At 63.5% G+C, this 13,590-nt stretch carries 11 protein-coding genes; 6 read left to right on the top strand and 5 right to left on the bottom strand.

The features are described 5' to 3' along the window. Positions 1 to 143: 143 nt before the first annotated feature. The 6 genes from LB555_RS29125 to LB555_RS29100 all read left to right on the top strand — a co-directional run bounded on the left by LB555_RS29125 (position 144) and on the right by LB555_RS29100 (position 6,822). Entirely contained in the window at positions 144 to 1,094 is a 951-nt protein-coding gene (locus tag LB555_RS29125; protein ID WP_224684374.1) for an N-acetylmuramic acid 6-phosphate etherase, read from the top strand. 117 nt (positions 1,095 to 1,211) lie between these two features. Continuing rightward, on the top strand, positions 1,212 to 2,471 hold the full coding sequence (locus LB555_RS29120) for an ABC transporter substrate-binding protein (protein ID WP_224586845.1): 1,260 nt from the start codon (positions 1,212 to 1,214) through the stop codon (positions 2,469 to 2,471). A 238-nt stretch (positions 2,472 to 2,709) separates the two neighbouring features. Continuing rightward, the gene (locus tag LB555_RS29115; RefSeq protein WP_015314651.1) at positions 2,710 to 3,639 is read left to right on the top strand and encodes a carbohydrate ABC transporter permease; all 930 of its coding nucleotides are present in this window, start codon (positions 2,710 to 2,712) and stop codon (positions 3,637 to 3,639) included. Between the two features lie 219 nt (positions 3,640 to 3,858). Continuing rightward, on the top strand, positions 3,859 to 4,698 hold the full coding sequence (locus LB555_RS29110; protein ID WP_140660275.1) for a carbohydrate ABC transporter permease: 840 nt from the start codon (positions 3,859 to 3,861) through the stop codon (positions 4,696 to 4,698). Continuing rightward, the gene (locus tag LB555_RS29105) at positions 4,695 to 5,756 is read left to right on the top strand and encodes a Gfo/Idh/MocA family protein (RefSeq protein WP_224684373.1); all 1,062 of its coding nucleotides are present in this window, start codon (positions 4,695 to 4,697) and stop codon (positions 5,754 to 5,756) included. The genes LB555_RS29110 and LB555_RS29105 overlap by 4 nt, the downstream gene beginning before the upstream one ends. A gap of 67 nt (positions 5,757 to 5,823) precedes the next feature. Further along, positions 5,824 to 6,822, top strand: a complete 999-nt coding sequence (locus LB555_RS29100; RefSeq protein ID WP_224684372.1) for an ABC transporter ATP-binding protein — start codon at positions 5,824 to 5,826, stop codon at positions 6,820 to 6,822. 155 nt (positions 6,823 to 6,977) lie between these two features. Here LB555_RS29100 and LB555_RS29095 read toward each other — a convergent pair whose 3' ends face one another. The 5 genes from LB555_RS29095 to LB555_RS29075 all read right to left on the bottom strand — a co-directional run bounded on the left by LB555_RS29095 (position 6,978) and on the right by LB555_RS29075 (position 13,534). Further along, positions 6,978 to 7,823 (bottom strand): fumarylacetoacetate hydrolase family protein, encoded by an 846-nt coding sequence (locus LB555_RS29095; protein ID WP_224684371.1) that lies wholly within the window; start codon positions 7,821 to 7,823, stop codon positions 6,978 to 6,980. A 164-nt stretch (positions 7,824 to 7,987) separates the two neighbouring features. After that, complete coding sequence (locus LB555_RS29090; RefSeq protein ID WP_224684370.1) at positions 7,988 to 8,719, bottom strand: SDR family oxidoreductase; 732 nt, start codon at positions 8,717 to 8,719, stop codon at positions 7,988 to 7,990. 288 nt (positions 8,720 to 9,007) lie between these two features. After that, positions 9,008 to 11,380, bottom strand: coding sequence for an aldehyde dehydrogenase family protein (locus tag LB555_RS29085; RefSeq protein ID WP_224684369.1), 2,373 nt, complete (start codon positions 11,378 to 11,380; stop codon positions 9,008 to 9,010). Between the two features lie 68 nt (positions 11,381 to 11,448). Continuing rightward, positions 11,449 to 12,495, bottom strand: a complete 1,047-nt coding sequence (gene deoC / locus LB555_RS29080; RefSeq protein ID WP_224684368.1) for a deoxyribose-phosphate aldolase — start codon at positions 12,493 to 12,495, stop codon at positions 11,449 to 11,451. Between the two features lie 211 nt (positions 12,496 to 12,706). Then, positions 12,707 to 13,534, bottom strand: a complete 828-nt coding sequence (locus LB555_RS29075; RefSeq protein ID WP_224684367.1) for a ferredoxin--NADP reductase — start codon at positions 13,532 to 13,534, stop codon at positions 12,707 to 12,709. Positions 13,535 to 13,590 lie beyond the last annotated feature (56 nt).

Below are 13,590 nucleotides of genomic sequence, written 5' to 3'. Positions count from 1 at the left end.
TTCCGTTTCAAAAAGATTAAGCCGTATTTTATTGAAAAGCTTCCGCAATTCGTCGGCTTAGCGATTTCCTGACCGCGAATTCGTTAATGCATGTGGACAAGTGGTATTTTTTTGGTATTGTTTTGTGGATCGGAGGAACTGGGATGGCCGAAACGCGCACCGAAGCGCTGCATGGGAATGCCGAGGGGCTGGATATCCAGGCTCCCGAAGTCATCCTTGCTTCGCTGGCCGATGCGCAAGTCGAGGCCGCCAAAGCGGTCCGCAACGCCATTCCCTCCATCGCCAAGGCGGCCGAGATCATTGCCGGTCGCCTGAGCGGCGGCGGCAAGCTTGCCTATGCCGCGGCCGGCAGCTCCGGCCTGATGGCGCTGGCCGATGCGCTGGAATTGCCGGGCACGTTCGGCATCCAGCGCGACCGCATCGCCATCCTGATCGCCGGCGGCGACGACGCCTTGAGGACACTGGCCGGCGGGCCCGAGGACGACGCCGAGGAGGCCACGACGGCGGTTGCCAATGCGGGTGTCGGCGTGGGCGATTGCCTGATCTCCCTTTCCGCCAGCGGCACGACGCCCTATGCGGTGGGCGCCGTCGAGGAGGCGCGGCGCCGGGGTGCCGCCACCATCGGCATCGCCAACAACAGGGGTTCGGCTCTGCTCCAGCAGGCCGACACCGCCATCCTGCTCGAGACACCGCCGGAAGTCATCGCCGGCTCGACGCGCATGGGCGCCGGAACGGCGCAGAAGATCGCGCTCAACATGCTGTCTACGCTGACCGCGGTTCATCTTGGCCATGTCCATGACGGCTACATGGTCAACCTCATGGCCGACAACATGAAGCTGCGCGACCGGGCGGCACGCATCGTCGCCGCCGTCAGCGGCCGCGGCCAGGAAGAGGCCGCCAGCCTGCTCGAGAAGAGCGGCGGCGCGGTCAAGACAGCCATTCTGCTCGCCGCCGGCGCCGACAGCGCCGATGCGGCGCGCAAGATACTGGAACGGACAGGCCAGAAGCTGCGGCCAGCCCTTTCCGCGCTGGGGCATGATCCCGAAAAGTGGAAACCGCTTTTCGGAAAAGATCATGCTCGAACAAGGAAATAGGCCAGTTTCATTCCCGATTCCCATCGGGGTGAAACGGGCTTGCGAGGGGAACAAGGGCTCCAAAGCCCAGGTTCTCATCAAAACCGAACCTGAAAAAGGTCAACAGGGAGACTGAGCATGACAACGAAACTACTGACGGCACTGCTTCTGGGCACCAGCATTCTCGGCTCGGCCGGATTGGCTCACGCCGAGGACGTAACGCTCAACATCGAAAGCTGGCGCGGCGACGACCTTGCCATCTGGAAGGATAAGCTGATCCCGGCCTTCGAAGCCAAGAACCCCGGCATCAAGGTGGTGTTCGCCCCATCGGCCCCGACCGAATATGACGCCGCCCTCGGCGCCAAGCTCGCCGCCGGTTCGGCGGGCGACCTGATCACCTGCCGCCCGTTCGACAAGTCGCTTGAACTCTACAAGAAGGGCAACCTTGCCGACCTGTCGGCGCTGCCCGGCATGGAAAACTTCTCGCCGGTCGCCAAGTCCGCCTGGCAGACCGATGACGGCAAGGCGAGCTTCTGCGTGCCGATGGCATCCGTCATCCACGGCTTCATCTACAACAAGGACGCCTTCGACAAGCTCGGCATAAAGGTGCCCCAGACCCGTGACGAGTTCTTCGCCGCGCTCGACAAGATCAAGGCCGACGGCACCTATATCCCGATGGCGATGGGCACCAAGGACCTCTGGGAAGCCGCGACCATGGGCTACCAGAACATCGGCCCCAACTACTGGAAGGGCGAGGACGGCCGCAAGGCGTTGATCAAGGGCGATCAGAAGCTGACCGACAAGGACTGGGTCGCGCCGTATGAGGAACTGGCCAAGTGGAAGCCTTATCTGGGCGACGGCTTCGAGGCCCAGACCTATCCGGACAGCCAGAACCTGTTCACGCTCGGCCGCGCCGCCATCTACCCGGCCGGCTCGTGGGAAATCGGCCTGTTCAACACCCAGGCCCAGTTCAAGATGGGCGCCTTCCCGCCGCCGGTCGAGAAGGCCGGCGACACCTGCTACATCTCCGACCATACCGATATCGGCATGGGCCTGAACGCAGCCTCCAAGCACGCCGACGCGGCCAAGACCTTCCTGTCCTGGGTGGCCTCGCCTGATTTCGCCACCATCTACGCCAACGCGCTGCCGGGCTTCTTCAGCCTGAATTCCTCGCCGGTGAAGATGGAAGACCCGCTGGCGCAGGAATTCGTCTCCTGGCGCGGCAAGTGCAAGTCGACGATCCGCTCGACCTACCAGATCCTGTCGCGCGGCACGCCGAACCTCGAAAACGAGACCTGGGTTGAATCGGCCAACGTCATCAACGGCACCGATACGCCCGAAGCCGCGGCCAAGAAGCTGCAGACCGGTCTCGACAGCTGGTATAAGCCGGCCAAGTAAGAGCTCAGGCAACGGAGCCGGCTGGGCGCATGCCCGGCCGGTTCCGGATTATCCTGTCTTCATATTGCGATTGTCGGCTCTGCCTCACGGCCTTACCCTTACCCTTGCTGTTTTGGGGAAGGCTGGCTGATCAGTCGCAGGCCTTTGTCTTGCCGCACCGGGCAAGGTTTGGGCCATGCATCGGGGCATCATCTAGCATCACATCGTCTGGAACCGAGAGACGGCGGGGACCGAACTCATGGCCGCACAAACACGACCCAAAAGACCATTCCGCTGGCATATCGCCGTCTTCCTAGCGCCGGCGGTGCTCGTCTATACGGCGATCATGATCCTGCCGCTCGCCGGCACGCTGCAGCTCTCGCTGTTCCGCAATGTCGACCAGTCCCAGATCTTCGTCGGCCTGGACAATTTCCGCACCCTGTTCGGCGATCCCAACTGGTCGGTCAATTTCTGGAATGCGTTGCGCAACAATGTCTGGTTCTTCATCATCCACATGCTGGTGCAGAACCCGGTCGGCGTGCTGTTGGCGGCAATTCTCTCCAGCCCCAGGCTGCGGTTCGCCGCCTTCTACCGCACCGCGATCTTCGTGCCGACCATCCTGTCCTTCGTCATCGTCGGCTTTGCCTGGAAGCTGATCCTGTCGCCGCTATGGGGCGTGGCGCCGCATCTGCTCGACTTCGTCGGCCTGAAAAGCCTGTTCACGCCCTGGCTCGGCAAGGAGCAGTACGCGCTGACCGCGCTCAGCCTGATCTCGGTGTGGCAATTCATCGGCATTCCGATGATGCTGATCTATGCCGCGCTGCTGTCGATCCCCGAAGAGGTGATCGAGGCGGCCGAATGCGATGGCATCACCGGCCTGTCGCAGTTCTGGAAGATCAAGCTGCCGCTGATCCTGCCGTCGATCGGCATCATCTCGATCCTCACCTTCGTCGGCAACTTCAACGCCTTCGACCTGATCTACACCGCTCAAGGGGCTCTCGCCGGTCCGAACTATTCGACCGATATTCTCGGCACCTTCCTCTACCGCGCCTTCTTCGGCTTCCAGCTGCAGGTCGGCGATCCCAACATGGGCGCGACCATCGCCACGATCATGTTCCTGATCATCCTGGGCGGTGTCTGCGTCTACCTCTTCCTCATCCAGACGCGCCTGCGTCGCTACCAGTTCTGAGAGGCGAGAGATGTCGAGCTTGAGCACCCCCCTCTGGCCTGCCGGCCATCTCCCCCGCAAGGGGGGAGATCAGATGTCGCTACTGCTTTCGCCAGTCGCCATCGTTGCAAGGTGGACGGCAAGGCCGACGCTGCCAATCTCCCCCCTTGCGGGGGAGATGTCCGGTAGGACAGAGGGGGGTGTCTTGGCGCCAACCTCTCTGCGCAGGAAGGGTTTCCAATGAGCATCGCCACCCGTTCACTGCCCCGCACCATCGGCGCCCACGCGATCCTGCTGACCTACACGGCGATCGCGCTGTTTCCGGTGATCCTGGTCATCATGAATTCGTTCAAGTCCCGCGCTGGCATCTTTGGCGCGCCGCTGACGCCGCCGACGCCAAAGACCTTCGACCTGATCGGCTACACCACGGTGATCGGCCAGGGCGACTTCATCCACTATTTCCAGAACAGTCTCGTCGTCACCGTCGGCTCGCTGTTCTTCGTGCTTCTGTTCGGCGCCATGGCTGCGTTCGCGCTGTCGGAATATCGCTTTCGCGGCAACACGATGATGGGGCTTTATTTGGCGCTCGGAATCATGATCCCGATCCGCCTCGCCACCGTCGCCATCCTGCAATTGATGGTGGCGAGCGGGCTGGTCAACACGCTGACGGCGCTGATCCTGGTCTACACCGCGCAAGGCCTGCCGCTGGCGGTCTTCATCCTGTCCGAATTCATGAAGCAGGTGTCCGACGATCTGAAGAACGCCGGCCGCATCGACGGCCTGTCGGAATACACCATCTTCTTCCGTCTGGTCGTGCCGCTGGTGCGGCCGTCGATGGCAACCGTCGCCGTCTTCACCATGATCCCGATCTGGAACGATCTGTGGTTCCCGCTGATCCTGGCGCCGTCGGAAGAGACCAAGACGGTGACGCTCGGCGCCCAGCTTTTCCTCGGCCAGTTCGTCACCAACTGGAACGCCATTCTGGCAGCACTGTCGCTGGCGATCCTGCCGGTGCTGATCCTCTACGTCATCTTCTCGCGGCAACTGATCCGCGGCATTACTTCCGGAGCCGTCAAGTGAGTTCGCAAAAACCCCTTCGCGTCGTCGTCGCCGGCCTAGGCAATATGGGCCGCAGCCATGCGCTGGCCTATCACACCAATCCAGGTTTTCAGATCGCCGCGCTGGTCAACCGCTCCGACGTGCCTTTGCCTGGGGGGCTGTCCGGCTATGGCATCAGGCGTTCGTTCGATGACGCCCTGCGCGACGAAAAGCCCGACGTCGCCTGCGTCGCCACCTATTCCGACAGCCATGCCGATTATGCGGTGAAAGCGTTCGAGGCCGGCTGCCATGTCTTCGTCGAAAAGCCGCTGGCAACGACGGTGGCCGACGCCAGGCGTGTCGTCGCGGCAGCCAAGGCCAACGGCCGAAAGCTGGTGATCGGCTATATCCTGCGCCACCACCCGTCCTGGATCCGGTTGATCGCCGAAGCGCGCAAGCTCGGCGGTCCCTACGTGTTCCGCATGAACCTCAACCAGCAATCCTCGGGCCATACCTGGGAGACGCACAAGCAGCTGATGCAGACGACATCGCCGATCGTCGATTGCGGCGTGCATTATCTCGACGTCATGCTGCAGATCACCGATGCCAAGCCGGTCGAGGTGCGCGGCATGGGCGTGCGGCTGACCGAGGAAGTCGCGCCCTCCATGTACAATTATGGCCATCTGCAGGTGCTGTTCGATGACGGTTCGGTCGGCTGGTACGAGGCCGGCTGGGGCCCGATGATTTCGGAAACCGCCTTCTTCGTGAAGGACGTGATTTCGCCCAAGGGCTGCGTGTCGATCGTCATGAAGGAGGGCGTGAAGTCCGACGACATCGACACCCACACCAAGACCTCGACCATCCGCCTGCACAGCGCCGCGACCGGCACGGACGGCAAGTTCCTAAAGGCGGACGAGATGTTGTCGATGGAAGGCGAACCCGGCCATCAGGATCTCTGTGATCTCGAACAGGCATTTGTCCTCAAGGCGATCCGCGAGGATATCGATCTCACCAGACATATGGACGACGCCGTGCGGTCGCTCGCCGTCTGCCTTGCCGCCGACGAGAGCGTGCGCGGCGGAAAGGCGGTGCGACTGTGATCAGGCTGCCGTCGTCCGCGCCGTACAGGGGCCGCTTGGCGCCCACCCATCAATTTGGAGGACTGCCGTGGGCTCGCTGAAAATCGAGAACGTGAAAAAGGCCTTTGGGCCGGTCGAGGTGCTGAAGGGCATCGACCTCGAAGTGACGGATGGCGAGTTCGTCGTCTTTGTCGGCCCTTCGGGCTGCGGCAAGTCGACATTGCTCCGGGTCATCGCCGGTCTGGAGGATTCGACCTCGGGCCGGGTGCTGATCGATGGCGAGGATGTCTCGGTCACCCCGCCGGCGAAACGCGGCATTGCCATGGTGTTCCAGACCTATGCGCTTTATCCGCATCTGACGGTGAAGAACAATATGGGCCTCGGCCTCAAGCAGGCGAACACGCCGGCGGCGGAAATCGACCGCCGCATCGGCATCGCCTCGTCCATGCTGTCGCTGGAGCCCTATCTCGAAAGACGACCTGCGGAACTTTCCGGCGGCCAGCGCCAGCGCGTCGCCATCGGCCGCGCCGTGGTGCGCGAGCCGAAACTGTTCCTGTTCGACGAGCCGCTGTCGAACCTCGACGCGGCGCTGCGCGTCAACACGCGGCTGGAGATCGCGCAGCTGCATCGCCGGCTGAAGGCGACGATGATCTACGTCACCCACGACCAGGTCGAGGCGATGACGCTGGCCGACAAGATCGTGGTGCTCAATGCCGGAAAAATCGAGCAGATCGGCGGCCCGATGGAACTCTATAATTCGCCGGCAAACGAGTTCGTCGCCGGCTTCATCGGCTCGCCGAAGATGAATTTCGTCGACGGCGCCCGGCTCGGCCAGACAGCCAGGACCATCGGCGTGCGGCCGGAGCACCTGACGGTCGATCCGAAATCCGGCGCCTGGAAGGGCACGGTCGTGCATGCCGAACATCTCGGCGCCGACACCAATCTCTATCTGGATTGCGAGAAGGCCGGCCTGATCACCGTGCGGATTTTCGGGGTTTACGACGCGGAGCCGGGCGCCACGCTCTATGCGACGCCCGATGCGGCGAAGACCTATAGGTTTGGCGCTGATGGGAAGACGATAAAGTAATAGCTGAAGAGGGGCCGGCGCTGCCCCTCATTCGCCTGCCGGCACCTTCTCCCCGTATGGTGACGGGGAGAAGGAATGGCCGCAACGCTGGCGCTCCCTCTCCCCGTTCTGCACGGGGAGAGGGTAGGGGTGAGGGGCGGCGCTAACCTATCGATCTACACGTCCGCCCTGAACGTCTGCTTCTGCTGGCCGAGCCCTTCGATCCCCAGCTCCACGACATCGCCGGCCTTCAAGAACACCGGCGGCTTCATGCCGAGGCCGACGCCGGGCGGGGTGCCGGTCGAAATAATGTCGCCGGGGTGCAGCGACATGAACTGGCTGAGGTAGGAAACGAGATAGGCAACGCCATAGACCATGGTCTTGGTCGAGCCGTTCTGCATCGTCTTGCCGTTGACCGTCAGCCACATCTTCAGGTTCTGCGGGTCTGATACTTCGTCCTTGGTCACCAGCCACGGTCCGGTCGGGCCGAACGTGTCGCAGCTCTTGCCCTTGGTCCACTGGCCCTGGCGCTCGGCCTGGAAGGCGCGTTCGGACACGTCATGGGAGACGCAATAGCCGGCGACATGGTCGAGCGCGTCGGCTTGGCTGACATATTTGGCGGTTTTGCCGATAACCACGCCGAGCTCGACTTCCCAGTCGGTCTTCTCGGAGCCGCGCGGGATCAGCACGTCGTCGTCCGGGCCGACGATGGCCGAGCTTGCCTTCATGAAGATGATCGGTTCCGGCGGCACGGTGGCCCCGGTCTCGGCGGCATGGTCGGAATAGTTGAGGCCGATGCAAATGAACTTGCCGGTGCCGGCGACGCAGGCGCCGAGGCGCGGCTTGCCGGAAACCGCCGGCAGCGACTTCGCATCGAGCTTCGAAAGCATGTCCAGCGAGGCCGGATGAAGTGTCGTGCCGGCAATATCGGCAACATGGGCGGAGAGATCGCGGATCGTTCCATCCGCATCGAGCAGGCCGGGCCGTTCGCTTCCCACCTCGCCATAGCGCAGCAGTTTCATGCATCTTCTCCTGATTGCGGCCTCGTGGCCGTTCTACAAACTCTCCGCCGGGGCGGCCGTCTCTGGAACCGGGCGGACCCTAGCCATCGGCCTGCTTCACGACAAGCGCGAACAGCCTGTATTGGCGGCCGGCGATCCGATGTCCGGTTGTCTCAAGGCAGCGCTCAGATCGACCAGCCGCCGTCGATATTATAGGCCTGCCCGGACGTGTAGGTGGCACCGGCCAGGTAGACGGCGAGATCGGCGATCTCCTCGGGCGTGCCGAGCCGGCCCATTGGCTGGCGGGCGATGAAGGCGGCGCGGGCGGCGTCATAATCGCCCTGGGCGTGCATGCGGTCCTGCAGCGACGGGCTTTCGACCGTGCCGGGGCAGATGGCGTTGCAGCGTATGCCCTTGCCGACATAGTCGGCCGCGACCGCCTTGGTCAGCCCGATGACGGCGGCCTTGGTGACGCCATAGGCGAAGCGGTTCGGCACGCCCTTGGTCGAACTGGCCAGCGAAGCCATGTTGATGATCGACCCGTCGCCACGCTCCAGCATGCCGGGCAGCACCGCCCGGATGGTTCGGATCATGGCGCGCACGTTGAGATTGAAAGCGAAATCGAGATCGGCGTCCTTCATCTCCAGGATCGAGCCCGAATGGACGAAACCGGCGCAATTGAACAGCACGTCGACGGCGCCGATCTCTGCAAAGGCGGCATTGACCGCCTCGTCGTTGAGCACGTCGACCTTGCGGGTCTTGATCCCTGATGTCTTGGCGAGTTCCGCCAGCAGCGTCTCGTTGATGTCGGTGGCATGGACGGTGGCCCCAGCCTTGGCGAAGGCCAGCGCGCTCGCCTTGCCGATGCCTTGCGCCGCTGCCGTGATGACAACGACCTTGCCTTTCAGATCCGCCATGCTTTTTCCTCGCCTGCTTGGGTCAATTGCCTTTATCGGCGGCCGGCGAAAGCGTCATGTGCCACTCAGGCGCGATTGTGCGGCCTGTGCCAGTTCACTGATAAAGATGTTTTTTCTCGTTAAAGAACATATGGCCAGGCGTCAAGCCCGATCGCGATCCCTGTGTGACATGCCCTAGAGCCGGATGATTTCAGGTCGAGTCGACCTGAAAGCTGAATCCGTATCTAAATCAAAAGGATAGAGCATGATGTCGTCCGAAAACCGCTTCACACTTTTCGGCATCATGCTCTAGTCGCCGTAAGGCACCCAGACATTCTTCACCTCGATGGCACGGCGCAGAAAAACGTCGCCGGCGGCTTCTTCCGAGGCCCAGTCGAGGCTGCGGCCGTTGCCGCTCCAGACGCGTTTGAGGTTGCCGATGGACTCGGCTTCCGCCTTGGCGCAGGTATCCGCGTCGGCGAACAGCCAGAGCCCGTCGACGTCGTCGTGCTTGGCCAGCACGCCGGCAAGCTCCGCGGTGCGTCCGGTGACGATGTTGATCGCGCCGGCCGGCACATCGGAATATTCGATGACCTGATAGAGATCGGTGGCCAGCAGCGGATACCGTTCCGACGGCACGGCGACCACCGTGTTGCCCATGGCCAGCGCCGGCGCGACCAGCGAGATGAAGCCGAGCAGGGGCTGATTGTCCGGCGCGACGATGCCGACGACGCCGACCGGCTCATGCAGCGCCAGCGTCACGGCACGCGCCGGCGGCTGGTGCACGCGTCCCTCGAACTTATCGGCGAGGCCGGCATAGAGAAACAGCCGTTCGACCGAGAGCTCCACCTCGTCCCGCGCGGCCTTGGTGTTGGCTCCGGTCAGTTCGGTGAGCCGGGCGGCAAATTCTTCCGAGCGGCCGGAAAGGTTCTCGGCCAGGTAATAAAGCACCTGCGACCTGTTATAAGCGGTCGCCTCCGGCCAGCTTTTGCAGGCGCGGGCAGCCGAAACCGCATCGCGGATATCCTTGCGGCTGCCGAGCCCGACTTCGCCGGCGAGCTTGCCCTTGGCGGTGGCGACGGCAAGCGAGTAATTGCCGTCCGGCCGCACCTGCTTGCCGCCGATGAACAGCTTCGCGGTGCGGTCGATAGCGACGCCGTCCGCCTGTTCCACGGGCTGCACCGACGATGTCGCCTGCTTGATGACCGGGCCGAGCGGCAGTTTCGCCGCCAGATATTCGAACATGCCCTCGCGCCCGCCTTCGCGGCCGAAACCGCTCTCGCGATAGCCGCCGAAGCCGCAGGCGGCGTCGAACATGTTGGTGCCGTTGACCCAGACCACGCCAGCCTTCAATTGCGGCGCGACATGGAGCGCCAGGTTGACGTTCTCGCTCCACACCGAGGCTGCGAGGCCATAGCGCGTGTTGTTGGCGAGTTCGATCGCTTCCTCGGTGTTGCGGAAGGTCATGGTGGCGAGCACCGGCCCGAACACCTCTTCCTGCGCCAGAACATTAGCCGGCGAAACACCGGTAGCGAGCGTCGGCAGGTGATAGTAGCCGGAAGACGGCAGCGTTGCATCCGGCTGCCAGCAGACGGCGCCCTGCCGGGCACCTTCGGCGATCAGTCCCTTGACCCGGTCGAGCTGGGTCAGATCGACCAGCGGGCCGATATCGGTGTTCTTGTCGAGCGGGCTGCCGACACGCAGCCGGCTCATGCGCGTCTTGACCTTGGCGATCAAGGCGTCCGCGATGCCTTCCTGCACCAGAAGCCGCGACCCGGCGCAGCAGACCTGGCCCTGGTTGAACCAGATGCCGTCGACCAGGCCCTCGACGGCGCTGTCGAGATCGGCGTCCTCGAAGACGATGAAAGCCGACTTGCCGCCAAGCTCCAGCGACAGTTTTTTCCCTGACCCGGCGGTGGCCTTGCGGATGATCTTGCCGACTTCGGAAGAGCCGGTGAAGGCGATCTTCTGGATGCCGGGGTGGTTGACGATCGCCGCGCCCGCATCCGGGCCGCCCTGCACGATGTTGACGACGCCTTTCGGCACGCCGGCGCGTTCGCAGATCTCGGCGAACAGAATGGCGGTGAGCGGCGTGAACTCGGCCGGCTTCAGCACCACGGTACAGCCCGCCGCGAGCGCCGGCGCGATCTTCCAGGCCAGCATCAGCAGGGGAAAATTCCACGGGATGATCTGGCCGACGACGCCGACCCCCTTTTGGCCGGGAAAATCCCTCTCCAGCGCCTGCGCCCAGCCGGCATGGTGAATGAAATGGCGGATCGCCAGCGGCACGTCGATGTCGCGGCTTTCGCGGATCGGCTTGCCGTTGTCGATCGTCTCAAGCACCGCGAACAGCCGCTGGTGGCGCTGCATGGCGCGGCCGATGGCGTAGAGCACTTTCGCGCGCTGGTATCCGGAACTGGCGCTCCATTTCGGCAGCGCCTTTGCGGCGGCCGCAACCGCCGCGTCGATGTCGGCGGCATTGGCATCGGACACCTTGGCCAGCAGCTTGCCGGAAGACGGCTCGCTGGTGTCGAAGGTCTTGCCGCCGCCGGCCGCTTTCCAGTCGCCACCGATGAACAGCGCTTTGGAGAAATCGCGCCCGGCCAGCCATGCATCGGCCTGGTTGCGAGCCTCCGGCGCCGGGCCGTATTCCATGGCGTGATAGCGTTCAAGGACGTTCATCAGGTTCCTCCTTCACCCTCCCCCTTGTGGGGAGGGTCGATCGGCAAAGCCGATCGGGGTGGGGGTGCTCAAGCCATCGGGTGGCGGTGATTGGCCGAATAATGCCCGGTCAGATGATGCTCGAGCTGACGTTCGATATCGGTCAGCAGGCTCGAGGCGCCAAAGCGGAACAACTCGGGCTCCAGCCATGGACGGCCGAGCTCTTCCTTCATCAGCACCAGCCAGTCGAGCGAGACTTTCGCGGTCGAAATGCCGCCGGCCGGCTTGAAGCCGATGAGATAGCCTGTCTCCTCGAAATAGGCCCTGATGGCGCGCACCATGGCGAGGCCGACAGGCAGTGTGGCATTGACGCTTTCCTTGCCGGTCGACGTCTTGATGAAATCGGCGCCAGCCATCATCGCCACCATCGAGGCCAGCATGACGTTGCGCAGCGTGGCGAGGTCGCCGGTGCCCAAGATGACCTTGAGATGCGCGTCGCCGCAGGCGGCCCGCATCGAGACGATTTCATTATAAAGCTCGCGCCACTTGGCGCCGAACACCAGGCCGCGCGGGATGACGACATCGATCTCGTCGGCGCCGTCCTTCACCGAGGCCTCGATCTCCTGCAACCGGGTCGACAGCGGCGCCAGCCCATGCGGAAAGGCGGTGGAGACCGCGGCAACATGGATGCCGGTGCCGCGCACCGCGTCCACGGCCGTGGCGACGAAGGGATGGTAGACGCAGACGGCGGCGGGCCGGATGGTCTCGTCCGCAATGCCGAGGCCTTCCATGATGTCGCGGCGCAGCGGGTTGATCGCCTTGGCGCAGAGCCGGCGCACGCGCTCCTCGGTGTCGTTGGAGTTGAGCGTCGTCAGGTCCATGCAGGCGATCGCCCGCAGCAGCCAGGCTGCCTGGTTGTCGGCCTTGATCGAGCGCCGCTTGGTCAGGCTGGCGACGCGGCGTTCCAGCGCGGAGCGGTTGACGCTGCGTACCGATTCAAGAAAACCGAGGTCGAGTTTCAGGCCAGGATTGCGCGCGATGTGATGGTCCAGCGGCACCGGCGTGTTGGCGGCGGCGCGCGCGGGCAGCGGCGTCACCTTGGGGCCAAGATCGGCTTCGCGGATTGTGCTGCTCATCTCCTGCCCTTTCCTTCAGCGGCGTGCGCTTGATATCTCACGCGCGCATCCTTCTCCCAAAGCCGTCGACAGTTTTGGGCGACACGCACGAAGATAGCCCGCGAAGTCGCGCTTCACGAGTCCTCAAGCGAGGGATAGCTGAAAAAGGCCGCGAAAGCAGCTGGTTTTTGACCGGAAGGTCAAAACCAGCTTTCTGGGAGACGCGCTGGCCTCAGCCGACGAAGGCGCGTTCGACGACGAAGCTCGAGGGATGGCTGAGCGAACCTTCCTGGAAGCCGAGGCTTTCGGCCAGCTCCTTGACGTCCTTCAGCATGTGCATCGAGCCGCAGATCATGATGCGGTCGGTTTCGGGATTGAGCTTTTCGATGCCGAGGTCGCTGTAGAACTTGCCGGAGCCGATCAGCGCGGTAATGCGGCCCATGCGCGCCGACTCTTCGCGGGTCGTCGAATTGTACAGCGTCACGCGCCCAGTGGTCAGCTCGCCGATCAGCGGGTCGCTTTCGAGCGCCGCCACCAGCTCCTGGCCGTAGATCAGCTCGGCATTGTCGCGGCAGGTGTGGGTCAGGATCAGCTGGTCGAACTTCTCGTAAGTGTCGGGATCGCGCAGCAGGCTGGCAAAGGGCGCGATGCCGGTGCCGGTCGAGATCATGAACAGGCGCTTGGCGGGGGTCAGCGCGTCGACGACCAGCGTGCCGGTCGATTTCTGGCGCATGATGACGGTGTCGCCGACCTGGATCTTCTGCAGTTCCGAGGTCAGCGGGCCATCCGGCACCTTGATCGAGAAGAATTCCAGCTCTTCGTCCCAGGCCGGGCTGGCGACGGAGTAGGCGCGATACACCGGCTTCTCGGCTTTGGGCAGGCCGATCATGACGAATTCGCCCGAGCGGAAGCGCAGCGACTGCGGCCGGGTGATGCGGAACGAGAACAGCCGGTCGGTATAGTGTTTCACCGAGACGACGGTCTCGGCATAGACATTGGCCGGAATCGGAAACTGCAGCGGACGGGCTTCAGCGGTGTTGAACGCAGGCGTGGTGTTCATCGATTCCAACCTTCTCGCCCAATGAGAGACGCGGGCGCCAAACTTTCCCGTGCGCG

The organism is Mesorhizobium sp. BR-1-1-10, assembly GCF_020165595.1.
GTDB lineage: Bacteria > Pseudomonadota > Alphaproteobacteria > Rhizobiales > Rhizobiaceae > Mesorhizobium > Mesorhizobium australicum.
Note: the sequence above shows the minus strand (reverse complement) of the source record. Positions and strands in the feature narration are given on the sequence as shown.

Coding starts and splice junctions, on each gene's coding strand:
- LB555_RS29095 (WP_224684371.1), bottom strand. CDS start 7,823: ATGAAACTGCTGCGCTATGGCGAGGTGGGAAGCGAACGGCCCGGCCTG.
- LB555_RS29090 (WP_224684370.1), bottom strand. CDS start 8,719: ATGGCGGATCTGAAAGGCAAGGTCGTTGTCATCACGGCAGCGGCGCAA.
- LB555_RS29120 (WP_224586845.1), top strand. CDS start 1,212: ATGACAACGAAACTACTGACGGCACTGCTTCTGGGCACCAGCATTCTC.
- deoC (WP_224684368.1), bottom strand. CDS start 12,495: ATGAGCAGCACAATCCGCGAAGCCGATCTTGGCCCCAAGGTGACGCCG.
- LB555_RS29085 (WP_224684369.1), bottom strand. CDS start 11,380: ATGAACGTCCTTGAACGCTATCACGCCATGGAATACGGCCCGGCGCCG.
- LB555_RS29075 (WP_224684367.1), bottom strand. CDS start 13,534: ATGAACACCACGCCTGCGTTCAACACCGCTGAAGCCCGTCCGCTGCAG.
- LB555_RS29125 (WP_224684374.1), top strand. CDS start 144: ATGGCCGAAACGCGCACCGAAGCGCTGCATGGGAATGCCGAGGGGCTG.
- LB555_RS29115 (WP_015314651.1), top strand. CDS start 2,710: ATGGCCGCACAAACACGACCCAAAAGACCATTCCGCTGGCATATCGCC.
- LB555_RS29110 (WP_140660275.1), top strand. CDS start 3,859: ATGAGCATCGCCACCCGTTCACTGCCCCGCACCATCGGCGCCCACGCG.